The 19,015-nt window shown below is 73.6% G+C and carries 16 protein-coding genes and 1 pseudogene; 2 read left to right on the top strand and 15 right to left on the bottom strand.

Going from position 1 to position 19,015, the window contains the following annotated elements; genetic code table 11:
• Window positions 1-174 precede the first annotated feature (174 nt).
• The 10 genes from NR072_RS01220 to NR072_RS01175 all read right to left on the bottom strand — a co-directional run bounded on the left by NR072_RS01220 (window position 175) and on the right by NR072_RS01175 (window position 10,827).
• Window positions 175-840, bottom strand: coding sequence for a histidine phosphatase family protein (locus NR072_RS01220; RefSeq protein WP_256835874.1), 666 nt, complete (start codon window positions 838-840; stop codon window positions 175-177).
• A 13-nt stretch (window positions 841-853) separates the two neighbouring features.
• Window positions 854-1,279, bottom strand: coding sequence for a ribosome silencing factor (gene rsfS / locus NR072_RS01215; RefSeq protein WP_002853902.1), 426 nt, complete (start codon window positions 1,277-1,279; stop codon window positions 854-856).
• Entirely contained in the window at window positions 1,276-1,923 is a 648-nt protein-coding gene (nadD, locus tag NR072_RS01210; protein WP_061867754.1) for a nicotinate-nucleotide adenylyltransferase, read from the bottom strand. The genes rsfS and nadD overlap by 4 nt, the downstream gene beginning before the upstream one ends.
• Before the next feature lie 74 nt (window positions 1,924-1,997).
• Window positions 1,998-2,222: a hypothetical protein gene (locus NR072_RS01205; RefSeq protein WP_036316935.1), complete on the bottom strand. Its 225-nt coding sequence runs from the start codon at window positions 2,220-2,222 to the stop codon at window positions 1,998-2,000.
• A gap of 79 nt (window positions 2,223-2,301) precedes the next feature.
• Window positions 2,302-3,651 (bottom strand): glutamate-5-semialdehyde dehydrogenase, encoded by a 1,350-nt coding sequence (locus NR072_RS01200; protein WP_061873096.1) that lies wholly within the window; start codon window positions 3,649-3,651, stop codon window positions 2,302-2,304.
• Between the two features lie 73 nt (window positions 3,652-3,724).
• Window positions 3,725-4,930, bottom strand: a complete 1,206-nt coding sequence (gene proB, locus NR072_RS01195; RefSeq protein ID WP_061867756.1) for a glutamate 5-kinase — start codon at window positions 4,928-4,930, stop codon at window positions 3,725-3,727.
• A gap of 3 nt (window positions 4,931-4,933) precedes the next feature.
• A complete protein-coding gene (gene obgE, locus NR072_RS01190) occupies window positions 4,934-6,481 on the bottom strand; it encodes a GTPase ObgE (RefSeq protein WP_256835873.1) in 1,548 nt (515 codons plus the stop codon).
• 169 nt (window positions 6,482-6,650) lie between these two features.
• Window positions 6,651-6,908, bottom strand: coding sequence for a 50S ribosomal protein L27 (gene rpmA, locus NR072_RS01185; RefSeq protein ID WP_002853915.1), 258 nt, complete (start codon window positions 6,906-6,908; stop codon window positions 6,651-6,653).
• A gap of 51 nt (window positions 6,909-6,959) precedes the next feature.
• Window positions 6,960-7,265, bottom strand: a complete 306-nt coding sequence (rplU, locus tag NR072_RS01180; protein WP_002853919.1) for a 50S ribosomal protein L21 — start codon at window positions 7,263-7,265, stop codon at window positions 6,960-6,962.
• 232 nt (window positions 7,266-7,497) lie between these two features.
• Window positions 7,498-10,827, bottom strand: a complete 3,330-nt coding sequence (locus NR072_RS01175) for an Rne/Rng family ribonuclease (protein ID WP_256835871.1) — start codon at window positions 10,825-10,827, stop codon at window positions 7,498-7,500.
• A 397-nt stretch (window positions 10,828-11,224) separates the two neighbouring features.
• Between NR072_RS01175 and NR072_RS01170 the strand changes: the two genes are divergently transcribed.
• Complete coding sequence (locus NR072_RS01170; RefSeq protein WP_256835869.1) at window positions 11,225-11,884, top strand: vitamin K epoxide reductase family protein; 660 nt, start codon at window positions 11,225-11,227, stop codon at window positions 11,882-11,884.
• Window positions 11,885-11,970: 86 nt separating this feature from the next.
• Here the strand turns inward: NR072_RS01170 and ndk are convergent, their stop codons facing one another.
• Window positions 11,971-12,393: a nucleoside-diphosphate kinase gene (gene ndk, locus NR072_RS01165; protein ID WP_012750845.1), complete on the bottom strand. Its 423-nt coding sequence runs from the start codon at window positions 12,391-12,393 to the stop codon at window positions 11,971-11,973.
• A gap of 75 nt (window positions 12,394-12,468) precedes the next feature.
• A complete protein-coding gene (locus NR072_RS01160; RefSeq protein WP_353301127.1) occupies window positions 12,469-12,813 on the bottom strand; it encodes a DUF4233 domain-containing protein in 345 nt (114 codons plus the stop codon).
• Here NR072_RS01160 and NR072_RS11535 point away from each other — a divergent pair.
• Window positions 12,788-12,850: pseudogene (locus NR072_RS11535) on the top strand (hypothetical protein); the annotation flags it as partial. The gene NR072_RS01160 and the pseudogene NR072_RS11535 overlap by 26 nt on opposite strands.
• A 115-nt stretch (window positions 12,851-12,965) precedes the next feature.
• Here NR072_RS11535 and NR072_RS01155 read toward each other — a convergent pair.
• From NR072_RS01155 to NR072_RS01145, 3 genes are all read right to left on the bottom strand, one after another.
• Window positions 12,966-14,519 carry a folylpolyglutamate synthase/dihydrofolate synthase family protein gene (locus tag NR072_RS01155; protein ID WP_036316914.1) on the bottom strand — a complete coding sequence of 518 codons (1,554 nt, stop codon included), beginning with the start codon at window positions 14,517-14,519 and terminating at the stop codon, window positions 12,966-12,968.
• Window positions 14,519-17,935: an isoleucine--tRNA ligase gene (gene ileS, locus NR072_RS01150; RefSeq protein ID WP_144825989.1), complete on the bottom strand. Its 3,417-nt coding sequence runs from the start codon at window positions 17,933-17,935 to the stop codon at window positions 14,519-14,521. Before ileS ends, NR072_RS01155 begins: the two co-directional genes overlap by 1 nt.
• Window positions 17,936-18,212: 277 nt before the next feature.
• Window positions 18,213-18,848 carry a TIGR03085 family metal-binding protein gene (locus NR072_RS01145; RefSeq protein ID WP_144825990.1) on the bottom strand — a complete coding sequence of 212 codons (636 nt, stop codon included), beginning with the start codon at window positions 18,846-18,848 and terminating at the stop codon, window positions 18,213-18,215.
• Window positions 18,849-19,015 lie beyond the last annotated feature (167 nt).

Raw genomic sequence — 19,015 nt, 5'->3', positions numbered from 1 at the left:
CCCCTGACCTTCTGCATGCCATGCAGACGCGCTACCAACTGCGCCATACCCCCAGATGTGGGCGCCACCCGCGATCTTCACGCGCCGTTTCCGGCCCGTTCGCCTCGCTGGCAACTCGACCAGCGTACACGGTCCCTGCGCGGGCGCCAAATCGGCGTCCGGGCCGGGGTGCCCTCAAATGCCGTAGCCCTCGAGGGTCCAGTCGCCCCAGCCCTCGGCCCCGGTGTCGGGGGCGAACGCGCCCTGCAGCACGGCGGCACGGGCGTTGCCGATCCGCTCCATCGCCGCGAAGGCCTCGCCCTCGTGACGGAGGAGCAGCCCCGTGGCCGCGCGGATCAGCGCACCGTGGGCCACGGCGAGCAGGGTCTGGGCGCCCCCGTCGCGCGGGGTGTCCGCCCAGTGCGGGGGCACGTGGCCGCGCAGCGCGCGCAGGGCCCGCCCGCCGCCCCCGCGCAGGGTCTCCCCGCCGACGGGGCCGGCGTCGAGCGCCGGCTCGGCCCGCCAGAGGCGGTGCTCGTCCGGCCAGCGTTCCGCGATGGCACTGAGCTCCAGGCCCTCCCACTCTCCCCCGGCCAGCTCCATCAGCTCCGGGTCGAGGGCCACGGCCGCCGCGCCGACGTGGGCCTGGAGGACGATCTCGGCCGTGCGCCGTGCCCGGGACAACGGGGAGCACACGGCCACGAGCTCCTCCGCGTCCTCGATCAGGTCACCCACGGGCCCGCCGGCGGCGCGGCGGGCCTGGCGCTCCCCCTCGGCGTTCAGCTCGATGTCCGTGTGCCCCTGATACCGGTCCAGGGCGTTCCAGTCGGTCTCACCGTGACGCAGCAGGATCAGGCGCATCTCCCGGCCCCGCTCAGGAGGCGTGCGAGGCGGAGGCGCCGTCGTCCTGGGCGGCCGCGTCCGGTCGGGTGCTCTCCTCCGGCAGGCCGAGGTCGATCGCCGGGGTGTCCTTCCACAGGCGGTCCAGCGCGTAGAACTCGCGGTCCTCGCGATGCTGGACGTGCACCACGAAGTGCCCGTAGTCGAGCAGCACCCAGTGGCCGTCGGACCGGCCCTCGCGACGCAGCGGCTTGAGCTGCTCGTCCTTCAGCAGCGCCTCCTCGACGCCGTCGACGATCGCGTTGACCTGACGCTCCGAGGCGCCGGAGGCGATCAGGAAGGCGTCGGTCAGGCCGAGCCGCTCGGCGACGTCGAACGCGACGATGTGCGTGCCGAGCTTGTCCGCGGCGGCGGCCGCGGCGGTGGTGAGGGCGTCCAGGGTGGTCTGGGGAACGGTCACGAGGTCTCCTCTTCCGAGACGTAGAGGTGGTGCTTGGCGATGTATTGGACGACGCCGTCCGGGACGAGATACCAGACGGGTCGGCCCCGGCGGACGCGCTCCCGGCAGTCCGTGGAGGAGATCGCCATGGCGGGGATCTCCATCAGGGACACGTCATCGCCCAGGCCCATGTCCGAGAGGTCGTGGCCGGGACGGGTGACACCGACGAAGTGCGCCAGGCCCCAGAGCTCGTCCACGTCCTTCCACGTGAGGATCTGGCCCATCGCGTCCGCGCCGGTGATGAAGAACAGCTCGGCGTCCGGGTGCAGGCGGCGCAGGTCCCGCAGCGTGTCCACGGTGTAGGTCACGCCGGGGCGGTCGATGTCCACGCGGGAGACGGTGAACCGGGGGTTGGAGGCGGTGGCCACCACGGTCATGAGGTAGCGGTCCTCGGCCGGGGAGACCTGCCGGTCCGACTTCTGCCACGGCTGGCCCGTGGGGACGAAGACGACCTCGTCCAGCTCGAACTCGGCGGCCACCTCGGAGGCGGCCACGAGGTGCCCGTGGTGGATCGGGTCGAAGGTGCCGCCCATGATGCCGAGGCGACGACGGCGCGCGCCCCCGGCGGTGGGCGCGGGCACGGGGGTGCGGGAGGCGACGGTCATGCGCTCAGGAGACGAACGGACGGCCCGCCGCGTCGCCCCCGGCGGAGGCGACGACGCGGCGGGCCGATGAGACGTCAGTGACCGGAGGTGTGCGAGCCGCGGCCGGTGCCGTGGTGCTGGACCGCGGTGGTGGGCTCGGGCAGGCGCAGCGCGCGGGAGCGCATGGACATGGTGGCGGCCAGGGCGGCCATCAGCAGCGCGAAGACGAGCAGGCCGTACCAGATGGGGTCCATCGGCAGCTCGTTGACGACGTGGTGGCCCTCCTCGGCGGCGGCCAGGATCAGGGAGGTGTTCAGCATGGATGCTCCTCGGTGCAGCGGGTCAGACGGCCGGGCCGGGGCCGGGCCGAAGGGGTCCTGGTGTCCATCGTAGCCCGGCTCAGCGGCGGATCTGCCCGTCGCCGCGCAGGATCCACTTGGTGGTCGTGAGCTCCTCCAGGCCCATGGGCCCGCGGGCGTGCATCTTCTGGGTGGAGATGCCCACTTCGGCGCCGAGGCCGAGCTCGCCGCCGTCGGTGAAGCGCGTGGACGCGTTCACGATGACGGCCGCGGCGTCCACCTCGGTGATGAACCGCTCGGCCGCGGCCAGGTCGTTCGTGACGATGGCCTCGGTGTGGCCCGTGGACCACCGGCCGATGTGCTCGATCGCCTGGTCGAGGGAGTCCACGACGCGCACGGCCATCTCCATGTCCAGGTACTCGGTGCCCCAGTCCTCCTCCGTGGCGTCCACGGCGTCCCGGGCGTGGTCGCCGCGGTCGGCGAGCGTGGGCAGCCAGGCCCGCGCGGCCTCGTCCACGTGCAGCAGCACGCCGGCACGGGTGAGGGCGCGCAGCACTTCGCGGCCCGCCTCCTCCGCGTCCCGGTGGAGCAGCAGGGTCTCGGCCGCATTGCACACGGAGGTGCGGTGGGTCTTCGAGTTCAGCGCGATGTCCACCGCCATCTGCTTGGGTGCGGAGGCCTCCACATACAGATGCACGTTGCCCTCACCCGTCTCGATCACGGGCACCCGGGCCTCACGGACCACGCGCTGGATCAGCTCACGGCCGCCGCGCGGGACGAGGACGTCCACGGCGCCACGGGCGGCCATCAGCGCGGCGACGCCGGGACGTCCGAGATCGTCGATGCCCTGGATGATGTTGGGGTCGAAGCCCTGGTCCACGAGCGCCTCGCGGAGCACCTGGATCAGGACCGCGTTGGTGGACTCCGCGGCCGAGCCGCCGCGCAGGATCACGCCGTTGCCCGACTTCAGGGCGATGCCGGCGATGTCCACCGTGACGTTCGGACGGGCCTCGTACACGGCGCCCACGACGCCCAGGGGCACCCGCACCTGGCTCATCCGCACACCGTTGGGCAGCGGACCGCCGCGGACCACGGTGCCCACGGGGTCCGGCAGGCCGGCCAGGGTCTCCAGGGCGAGGGCCAGCGCCTCGACGCGCGCCTCGTCCAGCTTGAGGCGGTCCAGCATGGCCGCCGAGGTGCCGGCCTCGCGGCCGCGGCTGCGGTCCTCGCGGTTGGCCGTGATGATCGCGGCCGCGTTGGCGCGCAGGGCCTCGGCCATGTGGCGCAGGACGGCGTCCTTGCGGACGCGGCCGGCGGTGGCCAGCTCGGGCACGGCCTGACGCGCCCACTCGGCCCGTTGGCGGACGGCCTCCTCGACCTCGGGCGTCGGCGCCTCGGCGTCCTGGCGGCCGGACTGATCCTGGGGTGCGGTGCTCTCGGTGGTCTGCATGCCCCCAGCCTATCGAGCGCCCCGGACGAGGCACGAGGCCCCGGTCCGTCGCCGCGGCCGGAGCCCGTGCCGGTCAGCGCTGCGGCGGAGCCAGGCGCACCCAGTCGTCGGCGTGCACGACGACGCCGTCGTAGCCCGCGCCCAGGTCCTCGCGGAGGTCGGCGGTCGTCCGCCCGAGCATGGCGGGCAGCTGCGACGAGGAGTACTGCACGAGGCCGCGCGCCCGCACCCGGCCGTGCGCGTCCACGATCTCGACGACGTCGCCCGGCGTGAAGTCGCCCGTGCAGCCGGTGATGCCCGCGGCCAGCAGGGAGCGGCCGCGGTCGATCGCCCCGGCCACCGCGCCGTCGTCGATGACGAGCCGGCCCCGGACCTCCGCCGTGAGGCCGAGCCACGCCGCGCGCGCGGACCGGCGGCGGCCGGTGGCGGAGAACCACGTGCCCACGTCCTCCCCCGCGAACGCGGCGCCCGCGTTCGCGGCCGAGGTGAGCAGGGTCGGGATGCCGGTGGTGGCCGCGATGCCGGCCGCGTCCACCTTGGTCACCATGCCGCCCGTGCCCACGCCCGCGGAACCGGGCACACGCACGTCGACGCCGGCCAGATCGTCGTCCGAGGTGACCTCCGGGATGCGCCGCGCGTCCGGGTTCGAGGGGTGGCCCGTGTAGAGGGCGTCCACGTCCGAGAGCAGGACCAGCAGGTCCGCCTTGCAGAGGTTGGCGGTGAGGGCCGCGAGGCGGTCGTTGTCGCCGAAGCGGATCTCGCGCGTGGCCACGGCGTCGTTCTCGTTCACGATCGGCATCACGTCGAGCGTGAGCAGCCGCGACAGGGCCCGGTGCGCGTTCGTGTACTGGGTGCGCCGCATGAGCTCCTCGGCGGTCAGCAGCACCTGGGCCACCTCGGTGTCGTGCCGGCCGAAGCTCGTGGTGTAGTGCGCCATGAGCTTGCTCTGGCCGACCGCCGCCGAGGCCTGCTGGGTGGCGGTGTCCTTGGGGCGTCGGCCCAGCCCGAGGTGGGGGAAGCCGGCCGCGACGGCACCGGAGGACACGAGCACCACCTGGGTGCCCTTCTGCCGCTCGGCGGCGAGGACGTCCACGAACCGGTCGATGGCCGCCACGTCCAGGCCGTCCGGGGTGGTCAACGAGGACGAGCCGATCTTCACGACCACTCGGCGTGCGGCCTGCATCGTCTCCCGCGAGGTCACGGGGTTGGCCTGCGGGTCCTCAGAGCCGCGCGTGGCGGGGGTCGGATAGCGGGTGACGACGGTGCGCCGCACGGACATGGATCATCCCTCTCGATCGTCGGTGTCGGTCCACAGGCCGGAGCGTCGCTCGGCCTCCATCTCGGCCCGGGTCGCCGCACGGGCGGCCCGGCGGGCATCCTGCTCGGCGCGCTTCTCCGCGCGGGTCGCGCGGGTGCGCTCGTCGAGCCGCAGGTCGGTGCCACGGGGCCCGGCGAGCAGCTCGGCTCCCGCGGACAGCGTGGGCTCCCAGTCGAAGACGACGCCCGTGACGTCGTCGCCGATCACGACGGCGTCGCCCGGCTTCGCACCGGCCTTGAACAGGCCGTCCTCGACGCCGGCCCGCTGGAGCCGGTCCGCAAGGTAGCCGATCGCCTCGTCGTTCTGGAAGTCCGTCTGGGCGACCCACCGCTCGGGCTTCTCGCCGCGCACGCGGAACAGCGGCTCGAGGTTGCGTTCCTCGCGGCGGATCGTGAATTCGGCCCGCTCGCCACGGCGGCGATGCCGGCGCGGCACCTCGACGGGCGCGGCCGGCGCGGGCTCGACCACCCGGGAACGGGCCTCCGCCACGAGCTCGGCCATGGCGTACTTGAGGGCGTCCAGGCCCTCGCGGGCCAGCGCGGAGATGTCGAAGACCCGCAGGCCACGGCCCTCGAGCTCGTCGCGGACCATGTCCGCCATCGCGGCGCCGTCGGGCAGGTCGGTCTTGTTCAGGGCGATGAGGCGGGGCCGCTCGTTCAGCGGTACGACGCCCTCCCCGCCCTGGGAGAAGACGGGCTCCACCGCGTAGGCCTCGAGCTCGGCCTCGATGGCCTCGAAGTCGGCGATCGGGTCGCGGTCGGACTCGAGGCTGCCGCAGTCGAGGACGTGCACGAGCGCGGCGCAGCGCTCGACGTGGCGCAGGAACTCCAGGCCGAGGCCGCGGCCCTCCGAGGCACCGGGGATCAGGCCCGGGACGTCGGCCACGGTGAAGCGCACGTCGCCGGCCTGCACGACCCCGAGGTTGGGCACGAGCGTGGTGAACGGGTAGTCCGCGATCTTGGGACGGGCCGCAGACAGGGCAGCGATGAGGGAGGACTTGCCGGCCGAGGGGAAGCCCACGAGCGCGACGTCCGCCACGGTCTTGATCTCGAGCGTCAGGTCCCGGCTCTCCCCCGGCAGGCCGAGCAGCGCGAAGCCGGGCGCCTTGCGCTTCACGGAGGCCAGAGCCGCGTTGCCGAGGCCGCCCTGACCGCCGGCGGCGGCGACGTAGGTCGCGCCCTCCCCCACGAGATCGGCCACGATGTTGCCCTGCTCATCCTTGACCACCGTGCCGTCCGGCACGGGCAGCACGAGCGACTGGCCGTTCTTGCCCTCGCGGTGGTCGCCCATGCCCGGCTGGCCGTTCTCAGCGGACCGGTGCGGGGCGTGGTGGTAGTCCAGCAGCGTGGTGGTCTGCGAGTCCACCACGAGGGTGATGTCGCCGCCGTCGCCCCCGTCGCCGCCGTCGGGGCCACCCAGGGGCTTGAACTTCTCGCGATGCACGGAGACGCACCCGTGCCCGCCGTTGCCGGCGGTGAGGTGGAGGACCACGCGGTCCACGAAGGCTGCCATGGGAGTGCTCCTAGGGGCTGGAGGGATCGGACTCAGACGGCCCAGGGGCCGGAGACGCCGACGGCGGGGGCGGGGCCGGTGGATGCCGGGCCCGCCCCCGCCGGGGCGTCAGGGGGTGCGGGTGTCCTCGCCGGGCGAGGGTCCGCACGCAGACCGCACGAGTGTCAGATCACTCCGCGGCGGGGACGATGTCCACGACCTTGCGGCCGCGGCGCTGGCCAAAGGCCACGGAGCCCGCGGACAGCGCGAAGAGGGTGTCGTCCTTGCCCCGGCCGACGTTGCGGCCCGGGTGGAACTTGGTGCCACGCTGGCGGACGATGATCTCGCCGGCGTTGACGTCCTCGCCGCCGTAGCGCTTGACGCCGAGGTACTGCGGGTTCGAATCGCGGCCGTTCTTCGAGGAACTGCCGGCCTTCTTATGTGCCATTGCTGTTGCCTAACCTCTCGGATGCTCGGTTTCGCCGGTGCCGGTGACGGCTCAGGCGATCCCGGTGATCTTGACCGTGGACAGCTCAGAGCGGTGGCCCTGGCGCTTCTTGTAGCCGGTCTTGTTCTTGTACTTCATGATGACGACCTTCTTGCCACGGGAGTGGGAGACGACCTCGGCGGTCACCTTCACACCGGCGGCATCGGCGCCAGCCTTGACCTCGTCCCCGTCCACCAGCATCAGAGCGGGCAGCTCGACGGAGCCACCGGTCTCAGCGGGAACGCGGTCAAGGGTAACGAGGTCTCCGACGGAAACCTTCTCCTGGCGGCCGCCAGCGCGGACAATCGCGTACACCACTTGGGACTCACTTCTCTCGACGTTTCAATGGATCAGATCGGGTTCTGCTCGCCCGCACCTCGACCGCGGCTGCGTCCGGGTCCGGCGGTCCCTCACCGGGACATGCGGGAGCGTGCGGGCGGTGAACACCGATGGTCCAGCATACTCGCTGCCGGGCATCCGGACCAAACAGAGGCGTGTCGGCGCGTCGCCGCCGCCCGGGGCAGGCCCGGGGCGGCGGCACCGACGACGGTCAGCGGCCGCGACGGGCCAAGTCGGCGGCCTTCACGCCGACGCCGAGCATCACCGGGGCGGCACCCTGCGGCTCGGCGGGGGTGGACGCCTCGGCCACGGCCGCCGTGAAGCGGCCGCCCTGGGCGCCGCCGGGCGCGGCCTGGACCTGGACGTGGACGCCGTCGGACGACACGGCACGACGCGAGCGCCGGCGCGGCGATCCGGGCGCCGGGGCCGCCTGGGCCTCGGTCGGGGCGTCCGCGGCGGACGCCTGCTCCGCGTCCGCCGTGGGCTCCGCCGTCGGCTCGGTCGCCGCAGGCTCCACCATCACGGCCTCCTCGACGGCGGCCGGGGCGGCGGGCTGCGCGTGGACCTCGGTGGCGTCCGTGGACTCCTCGGGCGAGGGCTCGGTGGCCTCCACCGGAGCCGCGTCCGTGCGGTCGGCCGCCCGCGCAGTGGACGCGTCCGTACCGGCGCCCGGACGGACGACACCGTCGCTCGAGGCCCGGCGGGACCGGCGGCGCCGGGGCGCCGGGGCATCCTCGGCGGGCACGGGCGCCGGGGCGTCCTCCGCGGGCACCGGCTCCGATGCGTCCTCCGCGGGCGCGGCCGCCGAGGACTCGGCGTCCGCGGCGTCGTGCCGCGACGGCGTCGCGCGCTCCGCACCGTGGTCCTCGGCGTCGGCGTCGGCCTCGGTCGAGGCCGCCTCGCCGCCTCGGCGAGACCGCCCGCGGCCACCCCGGCGACGCCGGGACCGGCGGGGACGGTCGCCCTGCTCAGCCGCGTCTTCCGGGGACTCGGCCTCGGCGTCGGCCTCCGCCTCCGCGACGGCGGCCTCCTCGGCCTGCACGACCGGGTCCTGGTGCTCAGGGGCCCCAGGGGCCTTGGAGGCGGCCTCCTCCTCAGTCTGACGGGGCTGATCGGCGGACGCGGCGAGCTCGTCGTCGTGCGACCGCGCGGCATCCTCGGAGCCCGCATCCTCGGCGCCGGTGTCCCCCGACTCCTCGGCGCGGCCCCGGCTGCGGCGGCGGCCCCGACGGCGCCGGCGACGCGGCGTCTCCTCCTCGTCCGCCCCGGCCGGCTGCCCGGTCTCCGCGGGCCCGGCCGACGCGGCCTCGACGGCCTCGGCCGCCTGGTCCTCGGCGACGTCCGCCGCCTGCTCGGCGGGGGCGGACTCCTGGGCGGGGGTCTCGTCCTCGGCCACCTTGCCGGAGGCCTTCGCGATCGAGTGCAGGGCGACACGGGCGGCCTCGGCCCGCTCACGGCGCTGCCGCTCGTCCTCGGAGTCGGTGGGCTCGGCGCCCGTCGTCGTGGCCGCGGCGGCGTGGGCGTGCTCGCCCTCGCCGTCGCCCCGACGCCGGCGACGACGGCGGCCCTCCGCCTCGCCGCGCTGCTCACCGCCGGAGCGGCCCCGCTCGACGGGGGTGTCCTGGATGAGGATGCCGCGGCCGCCACAGTGCTCGCAGGTCTCCGAGAACACCTCCACGAGCCCGGTCCCCATGCGCTTGCGCGTCATCTGGACCAGACCGAGCGAGGTCACCTCGGCGACCTGGTGCTTCGTGCGGTCCCGGCCCAGGCACTCCACGAGACGGCGCAGCACGAGGTCGCGGTTGGCCTCGAGCACCATGTCGATGAAGTCGATGACGATGATGCCGCCGATGTCCCGCAGGCGCAGCTGCCGGACGATCTCCTCGGCGGCCTCGAGGTTGTTCTTGGTGACGGTCTCCTCGAGGTTGCCGCCGGAGCCCGTGAACTTGCCGGTGTTCACGTCCACCACGGTCATGGCCTCGGTGCGGTCGATCACGAGCGAGCCGCCGGAGGGCAGGTACACCTTGCGCTCGAGCGCCTTGTGGAGCTGCTCGTCCACGCGGTGGGTGGCGTACAGGTCCTCGCCGTCGTGGTCCTCCGGCACCCAGTGGTGCAGCCGGTCCAGCAGGTGCGGGGCCACGTAGGTCACGTAGGCCTCGATGTTGTCCCACGTGGCCTCACCCTGGACCAGCATGGCGGAGAAGTCCTCGTTGAAGACGTCGCGGACCGTCTTGATGGTCAGGTCCGGCTCGGCGTAGAGCAGCTCGGGGGCGAGCACCTTGGTGCCGGACGCCTTCTCCTGGATGCCCTCCCACTGGGCGCGCAGACGGTTGATGTCGTTCTGCAGCTCCTGCTCGGAGGTGCCCTCGGCCGCGGTGCGCACGATCACGCCGGCGTCCTGCGGCAGGTGGTCCTTGAGGATCTTTTTCAGACGCGAACGCTCCACGTCCGGCAGCTTGCGGGAGATGCCGGTCATGGAGCCTCCGGGCACGTACACGAGGTAGCGGCCGGGCAGGGAGACCTGGCTGGTCAGGCGGGCGCCCTTGTGGCCCACCGGGTCCTTGGTGACCTGGACGAGCACGGTGTCGCCGGACTTGAGCGCGTTCTCGATCTTCCTCGGCTTGCCGTCCAGCTGGGCGGCGTCCCAGTTGACCTCGCCCGCGTAGAGCACGGCGTTGCGTCCGCGGCCGATGTCCACGAACGCGGCCTCCATGGACGGCAGCACGTTCTGGGCCTTGCCCAGGTACACGTTGCCGATCATCGAGTCCTGCGTGGTGTGCGAGACGAAGTGCTCGGCCAGCACGCCGTCCTCGAGCACGGCGATTTGGATGCGCTGGTCCCGCTGGCGCACCAGCATCTTGCGGTCCACGGCCTCGCGGCGGGCCAGGAACTCGGCCTCGGTGATCACGGTGCGGCGACGCCCGCCCGAGCGGGAGTCGCGGCGGCGCTGGCGCTTCGCCTCGAGCCGGGTGGAGCCCTTGACGCTCTGGACGGTGTCCGAGGCGGTGCCGACGGCCTGGCGCGGGGCGCGCACGCGGGTGACGGTGTGCTCGGGATCGCCGGCCTCGCCGCCGTTGAGCTCCATGTCCACCTCGCCGCGGCGGCGCCGGCGACGCCGACGGGAGACCACGGCGCCCTCGGCCCGGTCCTCGGACTCTCCGGCGTCCTCCCGGTCCTCGGCGTCCGACGACGCGGCTGCGGCACCCTCCTCCGCGTGGCCGCCCTCGCGGGAGGGGCGACGACGGCGCGGACGCCCGGAGGTCCCCGGGTCGTCCTGGTCCTCGGAGCGCTGCCGCGACGTGGTCTCGGTGCGCAGGACCTCGATCAGGTTCGCCGGCACGGCGAACGGGTCGGTCGGGTCGAACTGCAGCGTCGGCGCGCTCGGCTCCTCGGGCGCGTCCGCGGCGTCGTCGGACGCGGGGGTCCGCTCCGGCTGAACCGCCCCGGCGGCGGTGTCCGCCGCGGTCTGCGTCACGGCCTGCTCGGCCGTCTCCTCCGCACGTTCGTCTGCGCGGGTCGTGTCCTCGTTGTTGGCCGCCATGGCAGCACCTCCCGCCGACCGACGACGCCACACTCGCCGCCGCCCGGCGTGTCCGCGTCCGCCGCCGGCCGCGTTGCCCCGGGCGCCGTGCGCCACGGGTGCGCCGGGAGGCGGACTCCGAGAAGTCATCGGGTGGACCGCGTCGACCGTCAGGGGCCGGCGCGGAACCGCTGCGCCCTCGAGATCGGGGCCTGGGCGTCACGTGCCGTCCGCCGGCCGGCGCACGGACGCACACGGGCGGGGCCCGGCGTCCACCTCCCGCACGATGCTCGACGCGGGGGCGCCTCGGCGGCGGCCCGACGTCGGGCGCGCAGCGGGCTGCCCCGCGGTGTGGCCACGGGACGGCCAGGGCCGATTCTCTCACATCCGCCCCGGGCGCGCGCCTAGAATCGTGTCCATGCCTGCGACCCCGCTGACGGACGACGTCCGCCTCTCCCCTGCCGACGACGTCCCCGCCGAGGAGGCCCGGCTCACCTGGTACGCCCGGCCCGCGGGCACGGCGGCGCTGCTCCTGATCACCTCGCTCGTGGCGCTGACGGCCACGATCATCATCATCGTCGAGCGCGCCCTCCTCACCGCTGACCCGACGCACCGCACGTCCTGCGACCTCAACCCGTGGGTGTCCTGCGGCCAGGTGATGCAGTCGTGGCAGGCCCACACCTTCGGCTTCCCGAACACGTACATCGGCGTGGTCGCGTTCTCCGTGCTCATCACCGTGGGGATGTCCCTGCTCGCCGGCGCCCGTTTCGCCCGCTGGTACTGGCTGCTGATGAACGCGGGGATCCTGGCGGGCTTCGCGTTCTGTGTGTGGCTCTGGTACTCGGCCGTCTACAGCATCGGCACGCTCTGCCTCTACTGCATGATCGTGTGGGCCATGGTCATCGCCCAGCTCGTGCTCGTGACGTCCCGGAACCTGCAGACCGGCACGCTGCCGGCCCCGGCCGGTCTCGTCCGCCTCGCCCGGGAGCTGGCCTGGCCCGTGATCGTGCTCCTCTACGTCCTGGTGTTCGCCTCGATCCTGCTGGAACTGGGCCTCGGGGTCGTCGGGATCGACTGAGCCTAAGCTCCCCCACCGGACACGACGACGGCGGCCGGTCACCCCACCAGGGTGACCGGCCGCCGTCGTGCGGGCCCGGACCGGGCTCAGCCGAACCAGATCGCGAGCTCGCGCTCGGCCGAGAGGGTCGAGTCCGAACCGTGGACGAGGTTCTTCTGGACGGCCTCGCCCCAGTCCCGGCCCAGGTCGCCGCGGATGGTGCCCGGGGCGGCCACGGTGGGATCGGTCTTGCCGGCCAGCGAGCGGAAGCCCTCGATCACCGAGTCGCCCGTGACGCGCGCGGCCACCACGGGGCCGGAGGCCATGAACGCGACCAGCGGCTCGAAGAACGGCTTGCCCTGGTGCTCCTCGTAGTGCCGCTCCAGCATGGCGCGGGTGGGCGTGAGCATCTTCAGATCGGCGATCACGTAGCCCTTGCGCTCGATGCGCGCGAGGATCTCGCCGACCAGGTTGCGGGCCACCCCGTCCGGCTTGATGAGGACGAGGGTCTCTTCGGTGTGGTGCGTCATGGGGTGTGCTCCTAGCGTCGTCGGACGGCCGCGAGCGCGGTCCGGTTCCCGCCCCACCCTAGTGGGGCCCGGGTCTCAGCGTCCGTGCTCGGCCTCCCAGGCGGCCTCGAGGCGGTCCCGGTGTGCGTTCTCGACGTCCATGGCACCGCCCTTGATCACGGCGTACGCCCACGTCAGCGCGAAGAGGGCCCCCACCACGAACATCGAGTACTCCCAGAAGCCGGAGGCCAGCAGGACGGCCTGGATCGCCCAGCCGATCGCGATGCCGACGGGCTTGCGCACCAGGGCGCAGGTCAGCACCGCGACGACGGCCAGCGCGGAGTAGCCCGCCACGAACCACCAGGCGCCCGGCTCGTCCCGGTGCATGCCGAACAGCATGAGCCCGAGGAAGAAGATGAGCACCGCCTCGAGCATGAGGATCGTGGAGGTGAACAGGGCGCGCACGGAGCGGCGGCGCCGACGAGTGCCGGGGCGCCACTGCCGCTGGGCTCGCGTCTCACGCGCGGGGCGCCAGGACTCGTCGCCGAAGCGCCCCTGCTCCGTGGCGCCTCCGGTCTCCGGCTGGTCGGGGGTCATCGGTCCTCCTCCGGCCGGCGGCGGGCGCCGGCGTCGTCGCGGTCCTCGAGCAGCTCGAGGATCTCCGGGTCCAGGTCGTCCTCGTCGGCGTCCGCCAGCCCGACGGCGTCGAGCAGGTCGGCGGGGTCGAGGCCGCGGGCGGCCACGGTGACGGGGCCGGCGTGGCGGGGCTCGCCCACGAGGGTGCGGACCTCCGCGGCCAGGGTGATCGAGCCGAGCACGAGCACGCCGCCGCCGGTGCCGGAGGCCAGTTCGTCCGCGCTCGTCTCCAGGGCCTCCGCGCGGCCGACCGCCCACTCCAGGGCGTCCGGCACGGACTCGGTGGCGTACACGTCATCCTCGGGCCAGCCGGCGTCGACGGCCATGCGGGCCAGCTCCCCGGCCGGGATGGCGCGGGCCGAGGAGGACTGCGTCACCGCGAGGTCCTCCACGTCGTCGCCGAACGCCCGGTAGAGCGCCGCGAGCATGCCCGGCGCGTCCTTCTCCTGGAGGATCCCGACGACCAGCGAGAGGCGGGTGAAGCCGAACGCCTCCTGCACCGCGCGGGCCGTGGCCCGCACGCCGTCCGGGTTGTGGGCGGCGTCCACGATGAGCGTGGGGGCGGTGCGCAGCACCTCGAGCCGGCCGGGCGAGGTGACCTGGGACAGCCCCTCGCGCAGCAGCTCCTCGTCCAGCGGCCGGTCGCCGCCGCCCAGGAACATCTCCAGGGCCGCCACGGCGACCGCGAGGTTCTGCGCCTGGTGCTCCCCGAGCAGCGGCAGGAACAGGTCCCGGTACTCGGCCGCGAGGCCACGCACGGACACCTGCTGGCCACCCACGGCCAGGGAGCGCTCGAGCACGCCGAACTCGACGCCCTCGAAGCGGAACGGCACGTCGGCCGCCCGAGCCGCCTCGAGCAGCACCTGGGCGGCGTCGCGCTCCTGGGCGGCGGAGACGAGGGCGCCGCCGGGCTTGATGATGCCGGCCTTCTCCTCGGCGATCTCGGCCTCGGTCTCCCCCAGCAGGTCCGTGTGGTCCAGGGAGATGGGGGTGACCACGGAGACGACGGCGTCCGCGACGTTGGTCGCGTCCGTCACGCCCCCGAGGCCCACCTCGAGGACGATGACCTCGACGGGCTCGTCCGCGAACACCGCGAAGCCCAGCGTGGTGAGCGCCTCGAAGTACGTCAGCGGGACCTCGCCCGCGGCCTCGAGCTCCGCGTCCACGGTCTGCACGATCGGGAGGATCTCCCCCCACACGCGCACGAAGGTCTCGTCGGCGACGGGGGCGCCGTCGATGCTGATCCGCTCCGTGACGCGCTGCAGGTGCGGCGAGGTGTAGCGCCCGGTGCGCAGCCCGTACGCGCGCAGGACGGCCTCGACCATCCGCGCCGTGGACGTCTTGCCGTTGGTGCCGGTCAGGTGGATCACCGGGGCCGCGTGCTGCGGGTCGCCGAGCAGCGCGAGCACGCGCCGCATCGGCTCGAGCCGCGGCTGCATCTTGTTCTCCGGGGCGCGGGCGAGCAGGTCCCGGTAGACCTCCTCGACCGTGCCCGGGACGTCCCCGCGCATCACGCGTCTGCCTTCGCGACGGAGACGGCCACGGTCTTCATGGCGTCGTCGGCCGGGTCCTTGCGCGGGTCGGCCGCGCCGGAGTCCACGAGCTCCAGGTCCACCGTGAGGGTCTCCTCCGCGACGAGACCGCGGTGGGCCTCGAGCGCCGCCACGACGGCGGTGGGGCCTTCGATCCGCGTGCGCACGCGGTCGGAGACGTCCAGGCCGGCGTCCTTGCGGGCCGCCTGCACGGCGCGGACCACGTCCCGGGCGGTGCCCTCGGCGGCCAGCTCCGCGGAGACCTCGGTGTCCAGCACGAGGAAGCCGGCGGTGCCGGGCAGCACGCCCACCGCGGTCCCCTCGGGGGCACCGGTGGAGACGGTGCGCAGCTCGTAGAGCGCGGGGGCCAGGGTCACGGTCTCGCCGTCGGCGAGCGTGACCGCCAGGCCCTCGGCCGTCTCCTCGTACGCGCCGGCGTCGACCGCCTGCTTCACGAGCGGCACCTGCCTGCCGAACGCCTTGCCGAGCTCGCGGAAGTTCAGCTTCAGCTCCGTGCCGATGCCGTAGCGGGCGATCGCCTCCTCCGAGAGCTCGGTGAGCTCGACGTCCTTGAGGTTCAGCTCGTCCGCCACGATGCGGGCGTAGGTGCCCTCGAGGCCCGCCGCGTCCGGGACGACGACGGACAGGCGGGGCAGTGGCAGGCGCACCCGGCGCCCGGCCCCCTTGCGCAGGGCCGAGCCGGCCGAGCTGATGCGGCGCACCGCGTCCATCCGGGCCACGAGGGAGTCCGCCTCGGGCCCGTGGGGGAACAGGTCGGCGTCCGGGTAGTCGGTCAGGTGGACCGAGCGGCCGCCGGTGAGACCGCGCCAGATCTCCTCGGCGATCAGCGGCATCAGCGGTGCGGCGGCCCGGGTGAAGGCCTCCAAGACGGTGTAGAGGACGTCGAAGGCGACGGTGTCCTCGTCGAAGAACCGCTCACGGGACCGGCGGATGTACCAGTTGGTCAGGGTGTCCATGAAGCCGCGCAGCGCGTCCGTGGCGTCCGAGACCTCGTAGGCGTCCAGGCCGGTCTTGACCTCCCGCAGCATGCGGCCCGTGGCGGCCAGGATGTACTGGTCCAGGGGGTCCTCGGCGGTGTGCCGCTCCTGCGCGCGGTACCCCTCGGGGCGGGCGCCGCCGTCGTGCGCGGTGTTCGCGTACAGGGTGAAGAAGTGGTAGGCGTTCCACGCCGGCAGCAGCACCTGGCGGACGCCCTCGCGGATGCCCTCCTCCGTGACGATCAGGTTGCCGCCGCGCAGGATGGGGCTGGCCATGAGGAACCAGCGCATGGCGTCCGCGCCGTCGCGGTCCAGGACCTCCGTGACGTCCGGGTAGTTGCGCAGCGACTTGGACATCTTCTGCCCGTCCGAGCCGAGCACGATGCCGTGCGCGATCACGTTGGAGAACGCCGGCCGGTCGAACAGGGCGGTCGCCAGGATGTGCATGGTGTAGAACCAGCCGCGCGTCTGGCCGATGTACTCCACGATGAAGTCCGCCGGGTTGTGCGTGGGGAACCAGTCCGCGCGCTCGAACGGGTAGTGCACCTGGGCGTACGGCATGGAGCCGGAGTCGAACCAGACGTCCAGCACGTCCTCGACGCGGCGCATGACCGCGCCGGCCGCGGCGGCCTCGGGGTCCGGGTGGGGGCGGGTGAGGTCGTCCACCCACGGGCGGTGCAGGTCCACCTCGCCCTCGGCGTTGCGCGGCAGACGGCCGAAGGCCTCCTCGATCTCCGCGAGCGAGCCGTAGACCTCCTGGCGGGGGAAGTCGGGGTGGTCGGACTCCCACACCGGGATGGGCGAGCCCCAGTACCGGTTGCGGGAGATGGACCAGTCGCGCGCGTTGGCGACCCACGTGCCGAACTGCCCGTGCTTCACGTTGCCGGGGATCCAGGTGATCTCCTCGTTCAGCTCGAGCATGCGCTCCTTGATCTGGGTGACCTTGACGTACCAGGACGTCACCGCGCGGTAGATCAGCGGCGTGCGGCAGCGCCAGCAGTGCGGGTAGGAGTGCTCGTAGGAAGCCTCCCGCGCGAGCCGGCCCAGCGAGCGCAGGGCGCGGATGATCGTGCGGTTGGCCTCGAAGACCTGGACGCCGGCGATCTCGCGCAGGTCGCCGCGCCCGACGTCCTCGCGGGCGAACAGCGGCAGGAACCGGGCACCGGAGTCCACGGAGAGCAGCACGGGGATGCCGTTGGCCTCGCACACGCGCTGATCGTCCTCACCGTAGGCCGGCGCCTGGTGGACCACGCCCGTGCCGTCCTCGGTGGAGACGTAGTCGTCCACGAGGATGCGGTGGGCGCCCTCGACGCCGAGGTCACGGCCGTTGACGGTGAAGGTCTCCCCGCGGTGGGCGTCGAACACGTCCGTGAACAGCGGCGCGTAGGCCAGACCGCCGAGGCGGGCGCCGGGGATCGTCTCGGTGACCGCGGCGCGGGCGGCGTCGGCATCGGCGTAGCCGAGCTCCTTGGCGTGGGCGCCCACCAGGTCCACGGCCAGGAGGAAGCGGTCCCCGTCCGCGGTCGCGCCCTCGGGGCCGGCCGGCACCACGGCGTACTGGATCTGGGGGCCGACGGCGAGGGCCGCGTTGGTCGGCAGCGTCCAGGGCGTGGTGGTCCAGGCCAGGACGTGGACGCCGGCCAGGTGCGCGGCGAGCGCCGCGTCGGCGCCGCCGTCGGGCACGAGGGCGGGGTCCGCCGGGAGGCCGGTGATCGGGAACGTGACGGTGACCGAGGGGTCCTGGCGCATCTTGTAGACGTCGTCGTCCATGCGCAGCTCGTGGTTGGACAGCGGGGTCTCGTCGTTCCAGCAGTAGGGCAGGACGCGGAAGCCGCGGTAGGTCAGGCCCTTGCGGTGCAGCTCGGAGAAGGCCCAGATCACGGACTCCATGAAGTCCGGGGTGAGGGTCTTGTAGTCGTTCTCGAAGTCGACCCAGCGGGCCTGGCGGGTCACGTAGTCCCGCCACTGGTCCGTGTACTTCAGGACCGAGGAGCGGCAGGCCTCGTTGAACGTGTCGATGCCCATGGCCTCGATCTCGGACTTGTCCGTCATGCCCAGCTGCTTCATCGCCTCGAGCTCGGCGGGCAGGCCGTGGGTGTCCCAGCCGAAGCGGCGCTCCACGCGGCGGCCCTGCTGCGTCTGGTAGCGGGCCACGAGGTCCTTGACGTACCCGGTGAGCAGGTGGCCGTAGTGCGGCAGGCCGTTGGCGAAGGGCGGGCCGTCGTAGAAGACGAACTCGTTCTGCGAACCGTCCTCGTTGAAGGCGGGACGCTGGTCGATCGAGGCCTGGAAGGTGCCGTCCTCATCCCAGTACGCCAGGATGCGGCGCTCGATCTCCGGGAAGCGCGGGGAGGCCGGGGTGCGGCCGTCAGGGGCGGAGGAGGCGAGGGGGTACACGGGGGTCCTTTGCGTCCGGGGCGTCGGTTCCGTGCAAGGACGCCCGAGGGCCCGACCCTCCGGCCGGCCGCGGACGCGGTACCACCTTGCTTGCCGGCGTCGGGAGGTCCCCGGGGTGCTGGCCGCTTGATGACTGCTGTGACGGGCTTACCCGTCCGGTTCTACTGGGGCCGTGCGGCCCGTTCTTCCGGAGGCTCGCCGGTGATGGCCGGGTCGACGCCTGTGCCCGCCAGTGTAGTGGACGATGCGCCGGCCCGTGGCCGCGGGCCGGAGCGCGTCAGAGGGCGGTGCGCACGGCCGCCGACGCGTCGCCGTCGAGCTCCACGTGCACGGCGTCCCGGCCCGAGGCCCAGAGGAGGAGCTCCCCGACCTCGCCGGTCACCGTGACGGGCGCCCGCAGCGCCACGGCCCCACGGGTGACGGTGACCGGGGCGCGGCCCGGGCCCTGGAGGACCACCGGCGCCGTGGACGTGCGCAGGAACAGCGGGGCCATGCGACGCAGCGAGCGGTAGAGGGCGTCCTCCTCGTCCGGGGAGAACGGGCGCGGGGCGGGCAGCGAGCCGCCGGTCGAGGACTCGCCGCGCCGGACGTCCTCGAGGTGGATGAAGTGCTCGGCCGCGTTCACGTGCCTGTCCGCCGCCCGCATGGGGTTCAGCGCCGACGGGCCCGCGGCCCACTCCCGCACGACCTCGGCGTAGTCGCGGCGCTTGGTGTCCGCGGTCAGGCGGTCGAGGTGGCGGGACAGCGGCGGGATGAACAGGGCGGCGAAGGCGTCGGGCCGGCTCTCCCGCAGCCAGAGGTGGGCGGCGAGGTCGCGGGTGCTCCAGCCGCCGCACAGGGTGGGCGCGTGGGGGCCCTTCTCGAGCAGGAGGTCAGCGAGACGGGCGCGTTCGGCTGCGGCGAAGGTGGTCATGGGCACCACGGTAGGGAACGGGCCGCGGCGCGGGCGAGGGGTGGGCCGCGCCGCGGCCGCGAATCCGCCCGACGGGAGGACTCAGCCTTCGGCGCCGAGGAGGACGCTCTCCCGGGAGATGCGGGTCATCTCCTCCCGGTCCACGACCTTCACCCGCTCCCGCGCCA

The sequence above is a fragment of the Micrococcus sp. Mcc89 genome (assembly GCF_024519795.1).
Classification (GTDB): Bacteria; Actinomycetota; Actinomycetes; order Actinomycetales; family Micrococcaceae; genus Micrococcus; species Micrococcus luteus.
This window is presented reverse-complemented; position numbering and strand designations above follow the sequence as displayed.